This is a genomic window from Corynebacterium sp. HMSC072A04 (assembly GCF_001809235.1).
Taxonomy (GTDB): domain Bacteria; phylum Actinomycetota; class Actinomycetes; order Mycobacteriales; family Mycobacteriaceae; genus Corynebacterium; species Corynebacterium hiratae.
Map to the genome: position 1 here is coordinate 23,013 of NZ_KV796812.1, position 20,425 is coordinate 43,437.

At 62.8% G+C, this 20,425-nt stretch carries 15 protein-coding genes, 1 tRNA gene and 1 pseudogene; 6 read left to right on the plus strand and 11 right to left on the minus strand.

Features of this window, described 5'->3' with window-relative positions; all coding sequences use genetic code 11:
• Window positions 1-13: 13 nt before the first annotated feature.
• On the plus strand, window positions 14-871 hold the full coding sequence (locus tag HMPREF2565_RS12675; protein WP_246819164.1) for a hypothetical protein: 858 nt from the start codon (window positions 14-16) through the stop codon (window positions 869-871).
• A 71-nt stretch (window positions 872-942) separates the two neighbouring features.
• Here HMPREF2565_RS12675 and selB read toward each other — a convergent pair whose 3' ends face one another.
• From selB to HMPREF2565_RS12690, 3 genes are all read right to left on the minus strand, one after another.
• Window positions 943-2,733, minus strand: a complete 1,791-nt coding sequence (gene selB, locus HMPREF2565_RS12680) for a selenocysteine-specific translation elongation factor (RefSeq protein ID WP_071407508.1) — start codon at window positions 2,731-2,733, stop codon at window positions 943-945.
• The gene (gene selA, locus HMPREF2565_RS12685; protein ID WP_071407509.1) at window positions 2,734-4,017 is read right to left on the minus strand and encodes an L-seryl-tRNA(Sec) selenium transferase; all 1,284 of its coding nucleotides are present in this window, start codon (window positions 4,015-4,017) and stop codon (window positions 2,734-2,736) included.
• Between the two features lie 24 nt (window positions 4,018-4,041).
• Window positions 4,042-4,136, minus strand: a tRNA-Sec gene (locus HMPREF2565_RS12690).
• A gap of 35 nt (window positions 4,137-4,171) precedes the next feature.
• Between HMPREF2565_RS12690 and selD the strand changes: the two genes are divergently transcribed.
• Window positions 4,172-5,149 carry a selenide, water dikinase SelD gene (gene selD / locus HMPREF2565_RS12695; RefSeq protein WP_070700768.1) on the plus strand — a complete coding sequence of 326 codons (978 nt, stop codon included), beginning with the start codon at window positions 4,172-4,174 and terminating at the stop codon, window positions 5,147-5,149.
• On the opposite strand, the gene nrfD is transcribed toward selD, so the two are convergent.
• The 4 genes from nrfD to HMPREF2565_RS12720 all read right to left on the minus strand — a co-directional run bounded on the left by nrfD (window position 5,139) and on the right by HMPREF2565_RS12720 (window position 11,482).
• On the minus strand, window positions 5,139-6,233 hold the full coding sequence (gene nrfD / locus HMPREF2565_RS12700) for an NrfD/PsrC family molybdoenzyme membrane anchor subunit (RefSeq protein ID WP_071407510.1): 1,095 nt from the start codon (window positions 6,231-6,233) through the stop codon (window positions 5,139-5,141). The two genes, selD and nrfD, sit on opposite strands and share 11 nt — an antisense overlap.
• On the minus strand, window positions 6,230-7,273 hold the full coding sequence (locus tag HMPREF2565_RS12705; protein WP_071407511.1) for a 4Fe-4S dicluster domain-containing protein: 1,044 nt from the start codon (window positions 7,271-7,273) through the stop codon (window positions 6,230-6,232). Before HMPREF2565_RS12705 ends, nrfD begins: the two co-directional genes overlap by 4 nt.
• A gap of 9 nt (window positions 7,274-7,282) precedes the next feature.
• Entirely contained in the window at window positions 7,283-10,555 is a 3,273-nt protein-coding gene (gene fdnG / locus HMPREF2565_RS12710; RefSeq protein ID WP_246819165.1) for a formate dehydrogenase-N subunit alpha, read from the minus strand.
• Between the two features lie 123 nt (window positions 10,556-10,678).
• Entirely contained in the window at window positions 10,679-11,482 is an 804-nt protein-coding gene (locus HMPREF2565_RS12720; RefSeq protein ID WP_071407514.1) for a PRC and DUF2382 domain-containing protein, read from the minus strand.
• A gap of 470 nt (window positions 11,483-11,952) precedes the next feature.
• On the opposite strand from HMPREF2565_RS12720, the gene HMPREF2565_RS12725 reads away from it, so the two are divergent.
• The 3 genes from HMPREF2565_RS12725 (at window position 11,953) to HMPREF2565_RS12735 (ending at window position 15,827) form a co-directional block, all read left to right on the plus strand.
• Window positions 11,953-13,023, plus strand: a complete 1,071-nt coding sequence (locus HMPREF2565_RS12725; RefSeq protein ID WP_071407515.1) for a lipoate--protein ligase family protein — start codon at window positions 11,953-11,955, stop codon at window positions 13,021-13,023.
• A gap of 117 nt (window positions 13,024-13,140) precedes the next feature.
• On the plus strand, window positions 13,141-14,493 hold the full coding sequence (locus HMPREF2565_RS12730) for a dicarboxylate/amino acid:cation symporter (protein WP_070546203.1): 1,353 nt from the start codon (window positions 13,141-13,143) through the stop codon (window positions 14,491-14,493).
• A 47-nt stretch (window positions 14,494-14,540) separates the two neighbouring features.
• On the plus strand, window positions 14,541-15,827 hold the full coding sequence (locus HMPREF2565_RS12735) for an MFS transporter (RefSeq protein ID WP_070546201.1): 1,287 nt from the start codon (window positions 14,541-14,543) through the stop codon (window positions 15,825-15,827).
• Window positions 15,828-16,078: 251 nt separating this feature from the next.
• Here the strand turns inward: HMPREF2565_RS12735 and HMPREF2565_RS12740 are convergent.
• From HMPREF2565_RS12740 to merA, 3 genes and pseudogenes are all read right to left on the minus strand, one after another.
• Window positions 16,079-17,032, minus strand: a pseudogene (locus tag HMPREF2565_RS12740) (cytochrome c biogenesis CcdA family protein); the annotation flags it as partial.
• Window positions 17,029-17,511 carry a TlpA family protein disulfide reductase gene (locus tag HMPREF2565_RS14340; protein ID WP_141745922.1) on the minus strand — a complete coding sequence of 161 codons (483 nt, stop codon included), beginning with the start codon at window positions 17,509-17,511 and terminating at the stop codon, window positions 17,029-17,031. The pseudogene HMPREF2565_RS12740 and the gene HMPREF2565_RS14340, both read right to left, overlap by 4 nt.
• Before the next feature lie 228 nt (window positions 17,512-17,739).
• Window positions 17,740-19,164, minus strand: a complete 1,425-nt coding sequence (gene merA / locus HMPREF2565_RS12750; protein ID WP_071407516.1) for a mercury(II) reductase — start codon at window positions 19,162-19,164, stop codon at window positions 17,740-17,742.
• Between the two features lie 108 nt (window positions 19,165-19,272).
• On the opposite strand from merA, the gene HMPREF2565_RS12755 reads away from it, so the two are divergent.
• On the plus strand, window positions 19,273-19,662 hold the full coding sequence (locus tag HMPREF2565_RS12755) for a heavy metal-responsive transcriptional regulator (RefSeq protein WP_004601215.1): 390 nt from the start codon (window positions 19,273-19,275) through the stop codon (window positions 19,660-19,662).
• Window positions 19,663-19,944: 282 nt separating this feature from the next.
• Here the strand turns inward: HMPREF2565_RS12755 and HMPREF2565_RS12760 are convergent.
• Window positions 19,945-20,425, minus strand: a 481-nt coding sequence (locus tag HMPREF2565_RS12760) for an HNH endonuclease signature motif containing protein (RefSeq protein ID WP_246819167.1), incomplete at its 5' end; no start/stop codon positions are given.

Here is a 20,425-nt window from a genome sequence, read left to right on the forward strand (position 1 = left end):
TCTGACTCTTGAGGTGACTGTCGCAACCATGGTGCTGTATCCGCTGGCTCCGTCTTATTTTGGTGTCGAGCACGTCGCGATTCTTGAGCACGTCAACTTTTCCACCGCACTGAGCATCCCGGGGTTGGCGCAGCAGCCTGCGCTCGTCGACGTGTCCTTGCTCCCCGACCCCACCACGGGAGGCTGGCGTGTGCGCTCGGATTTCGGTTTTCTGGGCGCGCTCGATGGCGAGGAGTCCTCCGGGTATCAGGCGCTCAATCGTCTGCGCACTGCGGCGATGACTCCAACGACGCAAGCCACCGTCGAGATTGTTGATGGCGAGGTGGAGGTCGCCGTTGCCCTGGGACTCGACCCGTGGATGATTCCCGCAAACAATCAGCCGGCGGGTACTGCCCTGCTCAGCGGTGGGGACGGCGTCCTCGTTCGTGTCGCGGAAGGTGAGCTCACCGCGCACCAGGTGCGCGAGATGGGAACCGAGCAGCTTATCGTGACGCTTGCGCTTCTCGACGACACCATCCTCGCCACCCACGACAACCTCGTCCTCGGACCGTGCGCGGAGCTCTCCGATTCCCCGGCGCTGGCCGCCGCATTCGCGGCCGCCACCCAGTCCGGTGCTTCCCTGGCCGCCCGCGCCTATGCCGCCGGGGGCCGCATCGCAGTGGACCTTCCCCTCGCCCCCGCAGACCCCACTGACCCTGCCGAGCTCTTCGCCCCCGCGGTCCCACCGCTGCCGCTCGACCCGGACAAGCCCGCCATCCCGCCAGCGCTCGACCCCGACGCCGACTGGGAGTTCACCACACCTGCGGATCCCCTCGCTTCGCCGCTGCCTCGTGGCTCCCGCGCCTTCACGTCCCCCAAAGGCACCTTTTAACTGGCACCTTATGCACTTACGCTAATTCATTGGCCTGGGGTTTCTCCGAAATCCGGCCGCAAATGGTGCCTTTACTTTGGTTCCTTTGCCCCCGGCCCAAATGCGAAGCGCTTACCGTCGACTAGGCGGGTCGCGCCGGTGGCATCGAGGTGCTCCAACAACGGGATGGCAACCCGGCGCGTCGTTCCCAGGGCTTGGCGCGCCTCCGAGAGGGTGAAAGGCTGTTCCAACGTAGAGACAACTTCGAGTGCCTCGCGAGGAGCGGAAGGCAAAAGCACAACGCCTTTGTCTAACCGGAGCACACGCCCGGCGCGCTCGGCAGCGGCGAGCTCTTTGGGGCCCAGTCCCAGTTCCTTGAGTTCTTCTGCCTCCGGGGCAGCGAAAGGCTCGGCATGCAGGCGTTGCTCGAGCTCAGCTACTCCCCTCTCCGCGGGGCCCAGGTCGACGGACTGACCGGGCACGCGCAGCACGCCATCGACCGATTCGAGCTTGGCTGCCGCTACTGCCAGGCCCAGCAGGGCCGGCTCCGACAGGTTCAGCGCGTCCATGGCCGCTGCTTTCGTCAGTCCTGGGGATAGCGGGTTGGCTGCCCTGTGTTCGTCGACCGCACGCAGAAGTGCGTCCTTCCACGCGGTCACCTGTCGTGCGGCAATCCACCACTGAGCGAACTCGATGACTCCGGCAGGCTTTTCCTCCACCGAGAAGCCATCGCGCACGAGCTCTTCGTGTGCAGCGTAGCCGCAGCGCTTGAGCCACTCGGACGGGTTGGTCGGCTCTAGAACTTCTAGCTCAGCTGCGCGCTTCTTCGCATCACCACGCCTGCTCAGCTCAGCCGGGTGCACGTCCACGACTTCGAAGCCCGCCGCTACGTGCCGCCCGCCGGGGCTGCGCACCACGAACCGATCGAGCAACGTGAGAGGTAGCGGGCTTTCCAGTGTCAACCGCGCGAACTCACCGCCTAAAGGCCGCAAACGCGCGCCCACCCCCACCGTGCCAATGTGCACCACGAGGTTCTGGGGAAGCTCAGCCATCTCAGTACCAAAGGTTCGGCGAATATCCACGGTATCGAGCACCCGCCAACGCCCTGGGCTCAGCAGTGCATCCCCACGATGAACCTGGTCGGCGGCCACCCCGCGGAGGTTAAGCGCCACGCGTGTCACCGGGCCAGCGCTGTCCACCGACGTGTTTTCACTGTGCACTCCGCGCACCGTCACGAGTTGCCCGCCAAGCTGCAGCTCATCCCCCACCGAGACAGTCCCCGCCGCCAGCGTTCCCGTCACCACGGTGCCAGCACCCTTCACGCTGAAGGCACGATCGACCCACAACCGCACGCGTGCTTGGCAATCCGGCGCGGGCATAGCGGCGAGCACCTGGTCTAACTCGGCGCGAAGCTTTTCGACGCCCTCGCCGGTCTTTGCGGAGACTTCGACTACGGGAGCGTCGGCAAGCGCTGTTCCCGCCAGCTCTGCCTTGACCTGCGCGGTGACCTCAGCGCGGCGGGCAGCGTCTGCCCTATCCGCACGGGTCAGCGCCACCACGCCGTGTTCGATTCCCAGAGCGCGCAATGCATCGCGGTGGTCAGCGGACTGCGCTTGCCAGCCTTCATCGGCCGCCACGACGAAGAGCACCACCGGCGCGGGCCCCACCCCGGCCAGCATGTTGCCCAGGAACTTCTCGTGTCCCGGCACATCGACAAAAGCCACGTCGGCGCCGGAGTCGAGCTTCGTCCACACGAACCCCAAGTCGATGGTCAAACCGCGCCGCTTCTCTTCCTCCCAGCGGTCCGGTTCCATTCCCGTCAGGGCTTTGACCAGGCTCGACTTGCCGTGGTCGACATGGCCGGCGGTCGCCACAACGTACACCTACATCACCGCCTGAATCGCAGCAATAAGCTCCGCATCCTGCGCCTCCGGCACGCAGCGCACATCCACCAGGCAGCGTCCCTGATTCACGCGCGCCACCACGGGAGGCTCGCCCAACCGCAACGGCCGTGCCAGCTCTTCTGGTAGTGCCACGGCCCACCCCGGAAGCGGCACCTCGGGAGCCCCGCCACCACCGACCCGTCCGGCGTGTTCGACGACCTCACCTCCCACCGCCGCGGCGACCTTCTCGGTACGCTCGCGATGACGTTTAGCGTCAGTGTGCAGCGCATCCTGCACGGCGTTGGAGGGAGTGGCAAGGGAGGCCTCGAGCGCGTTAAGCCGCAGCTTGTCGATGCGCACCGCCCTCGCCAGCGGATGTTTCTTACACGCGGCGATCGCTTCCTTCTTTCCCACAAGCACGCCGGCTTGCGGTCCGCCGAGGAGCTTATCCCCCGAGAAGAGCACTACGTCCGCGCCATCCCGAAGAGCCTCGCTGGCGGAGGGTTCCTGAGGCAGCACCTCATCGGGCGCGAGCAACCCTGAGCCGATATCCACGATGAGCGGCAGCTCTGTAAGTCTGCGCAGGGCTGCAACCGACACAGAAGACGTAAACCCACTGATCAAGAAGTTCGAAGGATGCACCTTGAGAATCGCCCCGGTGTTCTCCCCGAGCGCCCGCTCGTAGTCCGCCACGTGGGTGCGGTTCGTCGCGCCCACCTCCCGCAGCCGTGTGGCCGTGGACTCGATGAGCTCCGGCAGACGGAAGCCCGCACCAATCTCAATAAGTTCGCCGCGGGAAATGATGACCTCCTTGCCCGGGGCCAAGGCAGCGGTCGCCAGCAACAGCGCGGAGGCCCCGTTGTTAACCACCAGCGCATCCTCCGCGCCGGGGCAGGCAGCCAAGACAGCGTCGACTGCCGCGCGCCCTCTATCCCGTGAGCGCAGGCCGCTGTCTAAATCCATCTCAACGTCCGTATAGCCAGCTGCTGCCACGAGCGCATCCACCGCTGCCGGCGGCAAAGGGGCGCGGCCCAGGTTCGTGTGGATGATCACGCCCGTGGCGTTAATGACGCGGCGCAAGGAATAGGGCTGTGCTACTTCCAGCCTGTCGGCCAGCTCCTCTTGAATGCGGGTGGGGTCGAGGGAGCCGGAGCGGGCGTCGGCAAGCACGGCATCGATGGTCGCCCGGACCGAGTGCGGGGCCAAGCGCTGGTGGGCGTCCTGCACCGCTGGGTACTGGAGGATTTCATCCATCTTCGGGATGAAGCGGCGGGGGTCAGTCATCAAAGTTCCTCCTAGCTGCGCTAATGGCGGAGACGGACAGGAATCGAACCTGCCAGACCGAGATACTCGGCCTCACCGGTTTTGAAGACCGGGGCGCCCACCAGGACACGTACGCCTCCGTCTGCTCACCATACACGCGGCTAGAATGGCCCCCATGTCTGACATCACACTTACCTCCTTTGCCGCCGGTGGCGGCTGCGCCTGCAAGATTCCTCCGGGAGAGCTCGAATCGGCCGTCGCGGGCCTCGTGGGCACCGCGGACCCCAACGTGCTGGTCGGGCTTGACGACGGCGACGATGCCGCCGCCGTGCGCATCCCAAACGGCCTCGCGGTCATCTCCACCGCGGACTTCTTCACCCCGATGCTCAACGACCCCTATGACTGGGGCCGGGTGGCGGCAGCCAATGCGCTTTCCGACGTCTACGCCATGGGCGGCACTCCCATCACCGCCATCAACCTCGTGGGCTGGCCGCGCGAGAAGCTCGGTCTTGATGTATTGCGCGAGGTCCTGCGCGGTGGCATGGATGTGGCCAGCGAGGCAGGGATCTCCATTACTGGTGGACACTCCATCACTGCCCCGGAGCCCACGTATGGTTTGGCTGCCACGGGCATCGTCCACCCCGACAAGATTATGCGCAACGACGCCGCCGAGGCGGGCCTGCCCATCACGCTGACCAAACCAATCGGTGTGGGCATCCTCAATAACAAGCACAAGGCCACCGGTGAAGTCTCCCAGGCCGCGGTGGATTCCATGACCACGCTCAACCGCGACGCTGCCGCGGCCGCCGTAGCCGCGGGCGTGCGCGCGGCCACGGACGTCACCGGCTTCGGGCTTCTGGGCCACCTCTACAAGATGTGCCGCGCCTCCGGTATTGGTGCGGAGCTGGATTTTTCCGCTGTTCCTGCGGTGGACGGCGCCATGGAGGCCCTGGCGGAGGGCTTCATCCCGGGCGGCTCGCGCCGCAACCTGGATTGGGTCCGCCCCCACCTCGACTCAGACTTGAGCGAAGAGGACTTGATCTTCCTCGCCGATGCCCAAACCTCGGGTGGCCTGCTGGTCATCGGCGAGGTTCCTGGCTATCCGGTCATCGGCCGCACCGTGCCGGGCGAGGCGCGCATTACTATCCGCTAGTCACCGTCGAGTGCGTGAGGCCTTCTGCCTGGCGGCGGGCCTCAGCACGGCGCTTCTGCGGGCCGATGCTTGTCGACGGATCTTTCACCGCCTCCAACCCCGCATTGAGCACGCCGAAACGAGTGCAGGCAGAACCCGCCAGAAGCGCCAGGCCGGAGACCACCGACACCGCGCGCGACTTTGTGACCGACGCGATTGCGGTTCCCACCCCGCCCGCGGCGATGAGCGCCTCGGAGGCTCTCATGAGTTTCCCGGGCGTGCCTTCGTGCAGCGGGCGAAGAGGCTCAGGCTCCATGTTCGCTTCCATGACACGGGTCGCGGCCAGATCGGCCGCTGCGGCAGTAATACCGAGCGCTCGTGCCGCACCCGCGTTCTCCACCGGGGTAAAGACCATGGCAGCACCCGACGCCGCCGCCGAAGCCGAGGATACGAACACATAGGGCAGGTGCTTCTTCGCGTCATTCCACGTCGGGTTTGATGTGTTGGCCAACAGCACCGCGGTGTAACCCGCCAGCGGTCCGCCAAGCACGCCGGCGACAGCGCCTGCTGGGCCCGCGGCCTTATTGAGGAGGCGGCGAAGCGGCTTCGGCAGCGTACCACCGACCAGCTCGTCCGCTTCCACGACCGCGGGCAGGGCCGCGGCGGAAGCGAAGCTGCCCAGGATCCACGAGCCGATGGACATCGGCGAGGTCACCTTGAAGACGCGGAACATGTTGAGCAGGCGCTCTGGGCGGCCGAGGTCGAGCACCAAAAAGACCGAACCTACCGATGCCGCGGAGAAAGCCGTCATCCGCGTCGAGCGCTTCAGCGGTGCGTTCCCAGTGGCCTGGGCACCGGCGGCCAACATCGCAGAACCGCCGGCCACGCCGCCGAGGAAGAGATAGCCGCCGATGGGCCACTCCCACGGCGGGGCCTTGACTACGGGCTTGCCGTAATACGAGGAGAACTCGAAGTCCTCGGCCATGCGCTCTTCTTTGGAACCATCCTGTGCGCCGGCTCCGACTCGTCCACGCCGGCGCTTCTTGCCGCCGCCACGCCTGCGCCTAGGCTCCTGCGGCGGGCGGTACTCATCAAACTCGCTCACTTGCGGCCTCCCAACATGAATGCCCCGGCCACAGCCAGCGCCATTCCTCCGATAGCTTTCGCTGCGGTCTTGTACATCTGCGGCAAATCCGCCGTGGGCACGCGCGGATCCGGCGGCAGCCCGTAGACCTCTGGGGAATCGAGCAACAGGAAGATGGACCCGGTTCCGCCGACCCCATCCTGGGAATTAGCGCCATAGAGACGAGCCTCCGTCAGGCCCTGCTCGTGGAGGACGCGGACGCGCTCCTTCGCGGCAGCGAGCATCTCCTCGTAAGGGCCAAACTGGATGGAATCCGTCGGACACGTCTTGGCGCACGCGGGCTGCTCGCCGATCTTGAGGCGGTCATAACACATGGTGCACTTCTGAGCCACGCCCAAATTCTTGATCGGCATCGCCTGCCCCGGAATATGGTCAGGCCCTTGGGGTTTCAGCTGCTTCAGCTTTGCCAGCACGTTCACACCCGCGTGGTCAGGGACCTCATAATCCACGGTGGCGGTCTTGTCCGCCTTCAGCGTCACGCCGCCGTCATCGCGGCGCTCAATGACGCCGAAGGGGCAACCGGCCACGCACGTACCACAGCCATTGCACACGTCGTCCTGCACCACGACGGTGCCGAACTCGGAGCGAAAGAGCGCGCCCGTCGGGCACACGTCCAAGCATCCAGCATTGGTGCAGTGCTTGCACACGTCGGAGGACATGAGCCAGCGAAAATCATCGGTATCTGGGGTGACGCTCGGTGCGGACACCGTGGGCAGGCCCAGCGAGACAAGTTTGCGCCCGTCCTCGCGTGCCTGCTCAATACGCTCGTTGTTTTGCTCGATGAAAGCCACGTGGCGCCACGTATTCGCGCCCAGCCCGCCAGTGTTGTCATAGGAGTTTCCGGTAACCGCGTAGCCTTCCACTGGGTTGCGGTTCCATTCCTTGCACGCCACCTCGCAGGCTTTGCAGCCAATGCACACCGAGGTATCGGTAAAGAACGCCATTCGCTGATAGGACTCATAGCCGTGCCGGTCAGCCTTCTCGGTCAAAATATTAGCCACGCGTCCTCCTTAGCTTTCTTTACCTTCATAGTCTGCCTCGTTGCCCGCCGTTGAATCATCACCAGTGTTCTCTGCGGAGGCGGTGCTCTCAGTGGTGAAGGCGTCTGAAACATCCAGGATCCTGTTTCCGGATTCCACGGTGAGGTGCGCCCGCTCCTGGTACTCACGCAAGAGCTTGACGCGGGCCTCGCCCCGCGGGCGGCGGCCCGGCTGAATATCGCACGCACCCACCTTGGAGTTCTGGATGAACACGTTCGGCTCCAAGGTCAGACCCAACAGGTCGTTGGCGCCATCGCCGGCCACCTCGGTGGTCTCCGATTCTCCGTAGTGATACGGCAGGCCGATCTGGTGGAAGTCCTCACCATTGATGGTGAGCATCTCCATGCGGTCCGTCACCAAAACCTGAGCCTCGATGACGCCGCGCGGGGACACGATGGTGGCCCACTCGCCGTTGACCAATCCACGCTTGGCGGCCAGTTCCTTGTCCACCTCGCAGAAGAGTCCCGGCTGCAGCTCCGCCAAGTAAGGCAAGCGGCGCGACATCGCGCCCGAGGTGTACATCTCCGTCAGGCGGTAGGTGGAGAAGACAAACGGGAACACGTCCTCGCCACGCTCCCCCGGCTCGGGGCGGGAAAGGTTGTCCGCGCGTTTGATAGTCAGGCGCGTCGGCGACTGCTGCTGCTTGTACAGCGCGTTGTGCACCGGCGATTCTTGCGGCTCGTAGTGAGTCGGCAGCGGTCCGTCGGACAGCCCCTTCGGCGCGAACAGCCAACCCAAGCCATCCGGCTGCATAATGAAGGGATCATCACCGTCGAGGGCGTCGGGGCCGACGGCGTCGACAGGCGCGACGTAGTCCGGGCGCTTGGTCACCGGGAAGTCTGGGACATCATCGCCGACCCACTTGCCCTGGTCCTCGTCCCACCAGATGTACTTCTTGCGCTCCGACCACGGAATGCCATCCGGCTTAGCGGAGGCCCGGTTGTACAGGATGCGTCGGTTAGCCGGCCATACCCAGCCCCACTCGAGTGCTACCTCGTTCTGTTCCGACCCAGGAACCTTCTTCGCGGCGTGGTTGATGCCGTCCTTATACACGCCGGTGTAAATCCAGCAGCCGCCGGAGGTAGAACCATCGGCGCGCATCTCCGTAAAACTCGGCAGCAATTGGCCCTTCTTCGGCCCGTCGAGGTAGTAGCCGTTAATCTCGCGCAAGATCTCGTCCGAGCTGGGATCCCCGTGCTCATCCTCGGTGTAGTCCCACGTCACGGACTTAATCGGCAGATCGCGCGGGTCGGTCGAATCCGCCAGGCGCTCCCTAATCTTCTTGCCCAGGTGATAGAAGAACCACGCCTCGCTGCGGGCCTGGCCCGGCGGCGGGGTTGCCTGGAAGCGCCACTGCACCATGCGCTGAGTCTGGGTAAAGGTTCCGGACTTCTCCACGTGCGTTGCCGCCGGCATGAGGAAGACCTCGGTGGCAATCTCCTCGGTCTTGAGCTCGCCGTTCTTGACTTCCGGCGAGTCCTTCCAGAAGCTTGCCGTTTCAATCTCTTGGAAATCGCGGACAACCAACCACTTCAGCGAGGCCAGTCCGCGGCGCTGCATGCCGCCGTTGGACTGCGCCACCGCTGGGTTCTGGCCGAAGACAAAGTAGCCCTCCACTTCCTTGCGCAGCATGGCCAGCAAGGTCTCATAGGTCGAGTGCGCGCCGGACAGGCGCGGCATAAGGTCAAAGCCCCAATTGTTTTCCTCGGTGGCGGCGTCGCCCCAATAGGACTTCATGAGTGAGACCGCGTAGTTCTCACCCAACTGCCAGAAGCCCTTCTGGTCTTCCTGACGGAAGGAATCCAGATAGTCCGCCCAGGTCTCCTGTTCCGCGTGCGGCATGGGCAGGTAGCCCGGAAGCGAGTTGAAGAGAGTCGGAATATCAGTCGATCCCTGAATCGAGGCGTGCCCGCGCAAGGCCATGATTCCCGAGCCAGGTCGGCCCACATTACCCATGAGTAGCTGCAGGATTGCGGCGGTGCGGATGAACTGTGCGCCCAGGGTGTGCTGGGTAAAGCCCAGCGCGTAGGCGAAGCACGTGGTGCGCTCCGGGGTGGAGTTCTGCGCAATCGAATCCGCCAAGTAATAGAAGTCCTCCGGTGAAATGCCACAGGTCTCCTCCACCATCTCCGGGGTGTAGCGCGAGTAGTGGCGCTTGAGAATCTGGAAGACCGTATTCGGATCCTCCAGCGTCATGTCCTTCTCCACGTTCCACGAGGAGCCCTCAGGCTTTCGCACGTACTGCCACGAGTCCGTGACGTACTTGCCCTTCTCCGCGTCATACCCGGAGAACAAGCCCTCCAAATCCTCGGTGTCCTGGAAATCCGGCGAGATGATCGACGCCGCGTTCGTGTAATTCACCACGTAATCGTGGAAATACAGGTCATTATCCAACACGTACTTGATAATCGCGCCGAGCAGCACCACGTCGGTACCACCACGAATGCCGATGTGACGGTTCGCAAAGGCAGACGTGCGCGTGTAGCGCGGGTCCACGTGAATAATGCGTGCACCACGCTTCTTGGCTTCAACGACCCATTGGAATCCCACGGGGTGACATTCCGCCATGTTGGAGCCCTCGATGACAATGCAGTCCGCATTCGCCATATCCTGCAGCGGTTGGGTTGCGCCGCCGCGGCCAAACGAAGTTCCTAGACTAGGAACGGTGGCAGAGTGTCATATGCGCGCCTGGTTCTCCACCTGAATGGCACCGGTGGCTGTAAACAGTTTCTTAATGAGGTAGTTCTCCTCATTATCTAGCGTCGCGCCACCCAAACCGGCGATGCCCATGGTGCGGTTGAGACGACGCCCTTGCTTATCGCCGTCCTCCCAATGCCTCGCGCGTGCCTCCACAAAACGGTCCGCGATCATATCCATCGCGGTTTCTTCGTCGAGCTCCTGCCACTCGGTGGCATAGGGCGCACGGTATTTGATAGTGGTGATGCGGGTCGAGGAATTAATGAGTTGCTCAGACGCAGAACCCTTGGGGCACAGGCGGCCGCGGGAGATCGGGGAATCCGGATCGCCCTCGATTTGGATGACCTTGTCATCCTTGACATAAACGCGCTGAGAACAACCCACCGCGCAGTAGGGGCACACCGACTGGACAACGCGGTCCGCGTCAACGGTGCGTCCGCGCAAATCCTCACTCTTAGCCGACTGCGTGGACACGTCGCGGCCGAAGGCATCCTTGTTGCGGATTTGGCGCACAACGGGCCAATTCAGTGGGCTAAAACGTGACATGCCTTAAACCTACTGGCTTGGCCTTGCGTTTTCCACCCTGTTCAAGACCAAAAAATACTGAGCAAACCCAAAACGCGAAAAGCTGGAGCTTTGCAGCTCCAGCCTCTTAGCCCTTAACCGAGATTACTTGCGGGTCTCGGTGATGCCGTCGGTATCGATCTGCTCCTTGCGCAGATCCTCGGTGTGTGTCTCGGTGTCCTTGATGGTCTCCTTGGAGAGGTTGACCTTTTCTACCGGGACGGTCTTCTTCTCTACGTTCACGCGCTCCTCATGGAGGGTGACAGATGCTTCTTCAGTGTCGTTGTCACCGATGGTGCCTGTGTAGTTGGCAGCGTCGGCCTCGGAAATCGGGGTGCGCTCGACGCGGACCTCTTCGCGCTCTACCGGAACCTCGACGGTCTCGGTATCGGTCACTACGTACTTGCGCAGGCGCGCCTCGCCGGTGGCCACGCGCTCCTTGTTGACGTCCAGGCGCTCCTCGGAGCGGATAACCTCGCCATCGTTGTTGGTGAGGTCGTTGCTAGTAGCAGCGGTCTCATCCTTAGCGTGTGCACCTGCTCCAGCACCCGCAACACCAGCGCGCTCATCACGCTCGTCACGGTAGGTGGTCACGTCCTGCGCGTTCTCGAGGTTGTAGTGCTTGAAGATGTCCGCCTGCGCCTCAGGAGTCAGCGGCTTATCGGAGTCAAAGTCCGGCGCGTTCTCGATGCGGTCCTTGGAGAAGGCCAGCTTGAGCTCATCACCGGTGAAATCGTGACCGCGGAGCGGAACCAAGCTGGAGCTCATACCGAACAGACCATGGTTGACCTCAACGAAAGTTGGCTGACCGGACTGCTCGTCGACGAATACTTCCTTGACGGAGCCCAGCTTCTCGCCGGCCTTATCGTATGCGGTTGCGTTAAACAGATCCTTGATGTTCTTACCCATTGTTTCTCTAAACCTTTCTACATTTGGTCTATATTGAGATGGCAAACCATAGCTTTAACTTCTACCCCCATAAGTCAAAGGAAATTGGGGGACGATTTGCTATTTCGTTTGCGTCGCCACCCACCATACGGACGAAACAAGAATGCGCCACCGCAGCAACCCCTTCTTGTGCCAAAATCGCGCTTAGCCGCAGGTCATATTAGCTATAACGATTGGATTACAGACTAATTGAGCATTTCAAACGCCCGTTAGCCCGCCATCTCGCTCCCCGCCCCCACACCCGAGCCGAGACTCAAAGCCATTAACTTGCGCTCACAACATAGCACTCAACAACAGCCCTCTACGCAACCCTTTACTACCCCCACAGGCAAATCCAATAAATGTTAGCTACCCCCACCCCAGTTTTCAGATTCGTTAAATGGTCTACTTTCCCAATCATCACACCGCCATATCTGAGTACCCTGAACACCATGAACCAAACTAAACACTTCGAACTCAAAGTCCCCGGCGGCAAGCTACTCGTTGTCGATCTCGATATTGACGCCGACAGCACCGTTACCGCAGCCAAGGTCTCTGGCGATTTCTTCCTCGAACCGGAAGAGGCCTACGAGGCACTAGCCCCAGCGCTGGTCGGCATCACTACTGCCACAAGCACCGAGGACATCCAATCCCGCCTCGATGCCGCCCTGGCGCGAATCGATTCACCCGTAGCTCTCCACGGATTCGACACCCACCACCTAGCTGTCACGGTCAAGCGCGCGCTGTCAGGCGGCACCGATTTCACCGACCACAGCTGGGAGATCCTGCGTCCTGGGGTTCTACCTACCCCAGTAAACGTTGCCCTCGATGAAGTCCTCCTCAACGAAGTCGCGGAAGGAAAGCGCGGGCCCACGCTCCGCTTCTGGGAATGGGAGGACCGCGCCGTCGTCTTCGGTTCCTACCAGTCCTATGCCAACGAGTTGGACCAGGAGGGCGTCGACAAGCACGGCATCATTCCAGTACGCCGAATCTCCGGTGGCGGTGCGATGTTCATGGAGGGCGGCAACTGCGTGACCTATTCCCTGTACGCCCCGGACTCGCTCGTGGCCGGCTATTCCTACGAGGCCAGCTACGAGTACCTAGACCAATGGGTACTCGCGGCGCTGAGCAAGCTTGGCGTCAACGCCTGGTACGTGCCGATTAATGACATCACCTCGGACGGCGGAAAGATTGGCGGTGCCGCGCAAAAGCGCCGCAAAGGTGCGGTGCTCCACCACACCACGATGAGCTATGACATCGATGCGGACAAGATGATGGAAGTCTTGCGCATCGGCAAGGTCAAGGTCTCCTCCAAGGGCCTGGCCAGCGCAAAGAAACGTGTGGACCCGCTGCGCCGCCAGACCGGCGTGCCCCGCGAGGAAATCATCGACACCATGGCACGCGAGTTCGCCACCCGCTACGGCGCCGTCGACGCTGAGCTTTCCGACGACTCCCTAGCAGCCGCCCGGCGCCTCGTCGACACCAAATTCCTCAACGAAGAGTGGACCAAGCGCATCCCATAATTTGCAGGGGAATTTCTGGGCAGCGTACGGTGTTATAAGTTCTAGTGAACCGATCGGTATAAATCTACCGAACCATTTGGTCCATTTCTATACAACACTGTCTAGAAGGAAAATCTCGTGTCCGACACTTCCTCCCGCGCATCCTCGCGCACGCTGCCCTCTTGGGCCACCGGCTTTGGTGCCCAGGTCATCGCCGGCCTCATCATCGGCCTGATCCTCGGCTTCATCGCCTCCGGCATGGAGTCCGAGTGGCTCTCCGATACCCTGTCCGGCGTCGGCGGCGCGTACGTCCAATTGCTCAAGGTGATGGTCCCGCCACTCATCTTCGCGGCCGTCGTCACCTCGGTTGCCAACCTGCGCAAGGTGGCTAACGCCGCCTCGCTGGCGATCTCCACCCTTGTATGGTTCGCCATCACGGCCTTCTTCTCCGTCTTGGCTGGCATTCTCGTCGCCCTCGTGATGAAGCCAGGCGTAGGCACGACTGTCGACGCCTCCACCGCCGCCGATCCCTCCAACGTTGGCTCCTGGACCGCATTCCTCCAGCAACTCGTCCCCGCCAACTTCTTTGGACTCAAAGCTTCGCTTAGCGACGGCGAAGTCTCCCTCAGCTTCGGCGCCCTTCAGCTCCTTGTCATTTCCTTGGCCTTGGGCATCGCTGCGGTCAAGGCTGGCAAAGCAGCCGATCCCTTCCTGCGCTTTACCGAGTCCTTCCTCAAGGTTATCCAGGTGGTCCTCTGGTGGATCATTCGCCTCGCCCCGATTGGCACCGCCGCCCTCATCGGCAAAGCCGTGTCCACCTATGGCTGGGATGCGCTGAGCTCCTTAGGCAAGTTCGTCCTCGCGATGTATGTCGGACTCGCCCTTGTCATTGTTGTGGTCTACCCTGCCGTCCTTGCTTTCAACCGCATTCCAATCATCGGCTTCTACAAGCGCGTATGGCCAGTATTCTCCCTCGGCTTCGTCACCCGTTCCTCCATGGGAGTCATGCCGGTTACCCAGCGCTTTACGGAGAGGGCCATGGGTGTGCCTCGCGAATACGCCTCCTTCGCCATCCCGCTCGGCGCTACCACGAAGATGGACGGCTGCGCCTCCGTTTACCCGGCTATCGCCGCCATCTTCATCGCTCAGTTCTACGGAATTGACCTTTCTCCGACCCAATACCTTCTCATCATCTTCGTTTCCGTCATTGGCTCCGCAGCTACTGCCGGCACGACAGGCGCCACCGTCATGTTGACACTGACGCTCTCCACGCTGGGCCTCCCGCTGGCAGGCGTCGGCCTCTTGCTCGCCATCGAGCCCATCATTGATATGGGCCGCACCGCCGTCAATGTCACCGGTCAGGCACTGTGTGCCACGATCGTAGCCAAGCGCGCCGGCATCCAAGACCAAGCAACCTGGGATGCTGCCGAGGGTGGCGTCAATGACATCATGAACGCTGATGAGAACGAACGGGACAGCGTGAACGTTTAGGAACATAAGTGACGTGGAACACACATAGTTTCTGTACGGTGGAAGCTATGTCCACGTCAACCCAAGCACCACCAGACCCCGATTCCACACAACACCGCAGCGCCATCAAGGCCTCCTTCATAGGAACCTTCATCGAATGGTTCGACTATGCGGCCTACATTTATATGTCGGCCATTATCTCCCGAGTCTTCTTTCCGGAGATGGAAGGGCGCCGCGCGCTCATCATGACATTCGCACTCTTTGCGCTTTCCTTCCTCGTCCGCCCGCTCGGCGGAATTGTGTGGGGACACTTTGGTGACAAACACGGACGAATTCAAACCCTGACGGTATCGATCACGATGATGTCGCTGGCGACAGCCGTGATCGGCTTCCTCCCCAGCTACGAAACAATCGGATTCGCCGCCACCCTGCTACTTCTGCTTTCGCGCATGGTCCAAGGTTTCTCCGCGGCTGGCGAATATGCCGGGGCAGCCACGCACCTCGCAGAAATCGCTCCGACGCATAAGCGGGGTATCTACGCCGCAATCGTGCCTTCCGCCACAGCATCCGGCCTGCTACTGGGCTCCCTCATCGCAGCACTACTCACCGGCGTGCTTGACGACGATGCCCTCATCTCCTGGGGTTGGCGCGTCCCCTTCCTCATCGCACTACCTCTAGGCCTTTACGGCCTGTGGATTCGCCGCAACGCCGATGAGTCTTCCCGCTTTGAGAATCAAGATGACACGGAGGAATCCCCTCTTCGCGAGGTCATCAAATACCCCAAGGCCCTGGCAATCGCCTTCTCGGGCGCAGTTCTCAACGCCATCGGTTTCTATGTCATCCTGACTTACCTGCCGACCTATCTCTCCCAGGAGCTGGGCATGGCGGAAACACCTGCCTTCATTGCGTCATCGGTCGCTTCCGCTTTCTATGTCGGCTTCGCACTTCTCACCGGCCTGCTATCAGACCGCCTGGGTCGCCGCACGACCATGCTGTGTGCTGCACTTTTCATGGGACTCTTCATTGTTCCTGCCTTCATGCTCCTGGACGGCGCTGGGATCCTCCTGGTCATCATCATCCAGGTGTGCCTCGGCGGCGTACTTGCGCTTAACGACGGCGTCCTCCCCTCCTTCCTCTCCGAACAGTTCCCCACCCATGTTCGCCTTTCCGGCTTTGCTCTCACCTTCAACACGGCAAACGCTGTCTTCGGCGGCACAGCGCCCATGATCGCCACTTGGCTCATTGACAAAACCGACAACCAACTCGCCCCGGCGTATTACCTTGTTGCCGCCGCAATCATCACCGGCGGAGGCGTTCTCTTCGCCTCCAAGCGGAATCGCCTAAAAGAGATCTAGCCCACCGCCTCACTCTCCCCCTCCTGGTAGTAACTTCCATCAACGACCCACACTTGAGCTTCAGCGGCAGCGTCAATCGCCCGACCGCTGGCGATCCGAATTGTCGTTTCAGACGACGAGCAGGGCCGCACGAATTGACTTCCGGCCTGATGCCGCTGTACCAACCTGTCCTGATAGGCGGGCGCCTCGTTTGCCAGAAGATGGGCAAGGTTCCCTCTCCCCCTTGCTTTTTGGGAGTCCTCGGCCAGCCACGGGATCGTGCCTGGCCGGTCCTCGGTCGAGTTGTTGTCCGGAGTTGGTGTGCAGCAGTCGGGTTCCCCGCTTTGCCCGGGGCCCTCGCCTGTGGGCGGCGTTCCCTGTCTGATGCGCAGTCTCCTGCGCCGGTTGAGGGCGGCCAATGCCGATGCGAGCACCACGGCTGCGGCGAGGGCTGCGATCAGGGTGCTGTTGTCGCTGATCCAGGCGCTGGCGGCGGCTGACCATACGGCGAGGCTGTTGGCCTGTGCGGTTCCGCCGGTGGCGGCGGGATACCAATACCAGCTGAGGTAGGCGCCGGTTATGGTGAGGATGAAGGCGGCGATGCGGTTGCTGTGCTTGGCCAGGCCGGTGATTCTTCGCCCGAGGGCGGCCCCGGCGATGGACGTGCCTGCCGAAACGAGCACCAGGACAGTGGCCGAGCCTGCGGCGTAGGCGGCGAAGACCGCGAGCAGCCCGGCGTAGCTGGCGACGGCCTGGGCTTGGGCGATCACGGCCAGGAGCACCCCGAGGGTGCAGCCGAGGGATGCTGCGGCGTATCCGACCCCGAAGGCCACCATGCGCCCGGTTTTGTGCCCTGCCCCTGCGGCTTCTTGTGTGCGGGGTTTCGTGGCCCAGGCCGGCAGACGGAGCCGTGGTGTGAGTCCGGTGAGCATGGCCAGGCCCAGCAGGAGAAGGATCACCCCGGTGGCCATTCCCAGCCAGGGCGCTGCGCTGATCAGGGTCCTGGCGCCCGCGCTGACGATCAGCCCGAAGGCTGCCAGGGTCCCGGCGAAGCCGAGGCTGAGCGCGAGCCCGGCCCGGAGCCCGTGGGCCAGACGCAGCGCGAGCGGGCGCGTCCGGGCGTCCCCGATGGTCTGGGCTATCCAGGCGGGCAGGAGGGCGAAACCGCAGGGATTGACCGGGGCAATCATTCCAGCGGCGAAGGCCAGGGCAAGCAGGGCTGTCATTGGGCACCGGCCTTGGTGAGTTCTTCTTGGATCTTTTCCGCAGACGGGTCGGTGGCCCGGAAGGTAACGTCACCCTTCGCGTCGACCACCACCAGGGTGCTCATGGAGGTGACCTTGTACCGGGTGGTCAGTGTGGCCCCGGTGTCGATGACGGCAGGGAGCTCAGGGGCCTTGATGTAATCGCGGAATCCGTTGATGGTCTCCTTCGGTTCTCGGGGGTCCACGTCCACCAGGAGGTAGTCGGCCGAGCTTCCCAGGGCCGTGGAGGCCTTGTTCAGGGAATCGGCCCCTTCCACACACTCACCGCATCCGACAGAGAAGAAGAACAGTGCTGCGGGCTTACCGTCCGGGATGGTCCGGGTAGTGCCGTCAATGTCGGAGACCGTAACAGCAACGGCACCGGCCGCGTCGGGCGACGAACCGCCTGGCGCGGCCGACGGGCCGCTCGGTGAGCTGGCGCAGGCGGTTGTCAGTGCCATGACCGCTGCCAGAAACAGGGCGGAGGCGAGGTGCCTGGGCCGGGGAATGGACAGAGAACGGCGGGATCTCGGGTATGTCATGGTGTCTGGTGGTTCCTTCCAGGAATGGGGATGGAGACTCAGGCGGTGCCGTGGTCGGTGCGGTGGTGCTCGGGGGACAACAGATAGGTGAGGGCCTGGTCGGTGGCGGTCATGGCATTCCTTTGCTTCGGTAGTGGGGGCTGCAGCTCAGGCGCAGCAGGAGAGCTTGGAGACGTCGGTGGTGAAGGCCTTGGCGGCGCTCCTGATGCCCTCGGCCATCGTCAGGTAGGGGCTCCAGGCGGCGGCGACCTGCGCGGTGGTCATGCCCGCTTCGAGGATGTAGACGCCGGCGGCGGCGATTTCCCCGGCGTCCTTGGCCACCGCGGAGAGGCCCAGGATCCGTCCGGTGTCGCGGTCCGCGACAACCTTGATGAAGCCGCGGGTGTCGCGGTTGACCACGGCTCGCGGCACGTACTCCAGGGGGAGGACCCGGCACTCGCAGCTGATCCCGGCGGCGACAGCTTCCTTTTCCGTCATCCCGACCGCCCCGATGGCGGGACTGGTGAAGGTGACCCGGGGCAGGTGCCGGTAGTCGACCTCGGTCAGGGCATCGGTGAACGCATTGTCCACGGCCAGGGCGCCGTGGGCCGCTGCGACGTAAACGAACTCCCGATGACCGGTCGCGTCCCCGGCGGCCCAAACCCGCGGGTTGGACGTGGCCAGGCGGGAATCGACCACGATCTCGCCGGATGCGCCGGTCTTCACCCCGACGGCGTCAAGGTCCAGTCCCTCGGTCACCGGGCGGCGGCCCAGTGCCACGAGGATGCGGGAAGCGCGGAACACCTCCTCGCCCCCGGCCACGTTTGCCGTCACCGAGACCCCGTCCGGGCCGGAGGCCACGGAGTCGGCCATGGCCCGCCGGACCACCCGGATCCCCTCGTCGGCGAACACCCCCGCCAACGCCTTGGATGCCTCCGGTTCCTCCTGCGAGGCCAACCGGGAACGGACCAGCATGGTCACCCGGGAGCCCAGCCGGGAGAAAAGCTGTGCCATCTCCAGGGCAACATAGCCTCCGCCCAGGATCAGCATTGATTCGGGCACCTCGTCCAGTTCCATCGCCGTCGTCGAGGTCAGGTACCCGGCCTCGGCCAGTCCGGGAACGGGCGGCACGTAGGGTGCGGAGCCAGTGGCCACGAGGTAGTGCCCGGCCTCGATCGTTCTCACTGCACCATCCGGGGAGATCACCCGGAGCAGCGGTGCGTCCTGGGTTCCGGTGAACGACGCGTCCCCCGAGATCATCGTCCACCCGTAGTCCGCGGCCAGATCGACGTACTTCTCCGTGCGCATACTTTCAACCAGCGCGGCCTTGCCCTGAATCAGGGCCGGCATGTCCACCGGGCCCGCCGAGGCCGCCACCCCAGGGAAGCGGGCCGAATCCAACGCCACGTGGCGGGCCTCCGCGGCAGCCAGGAGCGCCTTCGACGGGACGCAGCCCGTGTTCACGCATGTCCCGCCCACGGTGCCGCGCTCCACCATCACGACGCGCTTGCCCAGTCCGGTGGCCCGGATCGCGGCCGCAAACGCTCCGCCGCCGGAACCAATAATCGCCAGATCGAACTTTTCGTTTGTCATTCCAGATGTCTCTTCCCTGTGGTTCAAAAGTTCCTATGGAACCATTGTGAACCTTCCAGTACAATGGAAGGTCAAGTGTGGTGGCCATTGGAAGGGGAATCGGCGAACATGAGGATCGGACAGCTTGCGGAAGCAACCGGAACCACGACCAAGACCCTGCGGTTCTACGAGGAGTCGGGGCTGCTCCCTCCGGCCGAGCGATTGGCCTCCGGCTATCGGGACTACGCCGAGGATGCCGTGGGTCGGGTCGGGTTCATCCACCGGGGCCAGGCCGCCGGGCTGACCCTCGCCCAGATCCGCCAGATCCTCGACATCCGCGACGGCGGCCAGGCGCCCTGCGAGCACGTGCGCGACCTGCTTGACGTGCGCCTCGCTGAGATCGAGCAGCAGATCGCGCAGCTCTCCGTGCTGCGCGACACTATCGCGGACCTCAGACAGGACGCCGCACACCCGGACCCTGAAACGTGCAGCACCGATCAAGTGTGTAGGTACTTGTAATCCAATTGGGCACACCTCCTTAGCAACCACGCTATGCGAGAGTTGCAGCTCGACGAGAGCCAGGATGACAGGATTAACCGCCAGGAGCTATCTATAAATAGGGACTATTTCTTACCTGGAAGTAACATTTTGGCGGTTGAGGATAATACCTTTGGTGCATTTTGAGCCAAAGTAAAAATAGTCCCCTACGGGAAGACGGAAATAAGACAGTTCCCGGTGGACAAGAACAGTCTTCGCGAGCAGGTAGTTGGTGGGCCCTTGCGTTCATAATTCTGTGCACCATCACCACCATGATCGACAGGCGAAAACCAGGTTCTTCGGGTGGGTTGGCCCGCCTTCGGCCCAGTTGTGTCGGTGATCCAACTGGCTGAGAAAAGCAGGCTCGCCACAGCCGCCGACCCGGCAGGTACCGTCGCGGCCTTCGACAAGTTTGCGCATGATGATTCCTGGCTGGTAGCCATCGGCCTCTTTTATCTCTTCGGTTAAATCCCGCATCTTGTCATGTGGCATGGGCTCAGCTCGCCAGCCGAAGCCTTCAATAAAGGTCGGTGCATCCTCAATATCGCAGGCCTGGTAGGTGTGGAGCACCACCTCAGCTGGTGGCTTTATCTCACCGGAAAGCAGTTTGATGACTGCCTCAGGGACAGTGATGTCTTCCTTGGCGGCGGTCTGGTGGATGAAGGCATCGAGTTTCATGCCGGTGTCTTCTTCAACCTGCAGTTCCAGCCAGGCAGAGGTGCCGTTAGAAGAAAACCGGTACGTA

Coding starts and splice junctions, on each gene's coding strand:
- selA (WP_071407509.1), bottom strand. CDS start 4,017: ATGACTGACCCCCGCCGCTTCATCCCGAAGATGGATGAAATCCTCCAG.
- merA (WP_071407516.1), bottom strand. CDS start 19,164: ATGACAAACGAAAAGTTCGATCTGGCGATTATTGGTTCCGGCGGCGGA.
- selD (WP_070700768.1), top strand. CDS start 4,172: ATGTCTGACATCACACTTACCTCCTTTGCCGCCGGTGGCGGCTGCGCC.
- HMPREF2565_RS14340 (WP_141745922.1), bottom strand. CDS start 17,511: ATGGCACTGACAACCGCCTGCGCCAGCTCACCGAGCGGCCCGTCGGCC.
- HMPREF2565_RS12720 (WP_071407514.1), bottom strand. CDS start 11,482: ATGGGTAAGAACATCAAGGATCTGTTTAACGCAACCGCATACGATAAG.
- HMPREF2565_RS12755 (WP_004601215.1), top strand. CDS start 19,273: ATGAGGATCGGACAGCTTGCGGAAGCAACCGGAACCACGACCAAGACC.
- HMPREF2565_RS12735 (WP_070546201.1), top strand. CDS start 14,541: ATGTCCACGTCAACCCAAGCACCACCAGACCCCGATTCCACACAACAC.
- HMPREF2565_RS12725 (WP_071407515.1), top strand. CDS start 11,953: ATGAACCAAACTAAACACTTCGAACTCAAAGTCCCCGGCGGCAAGCTA.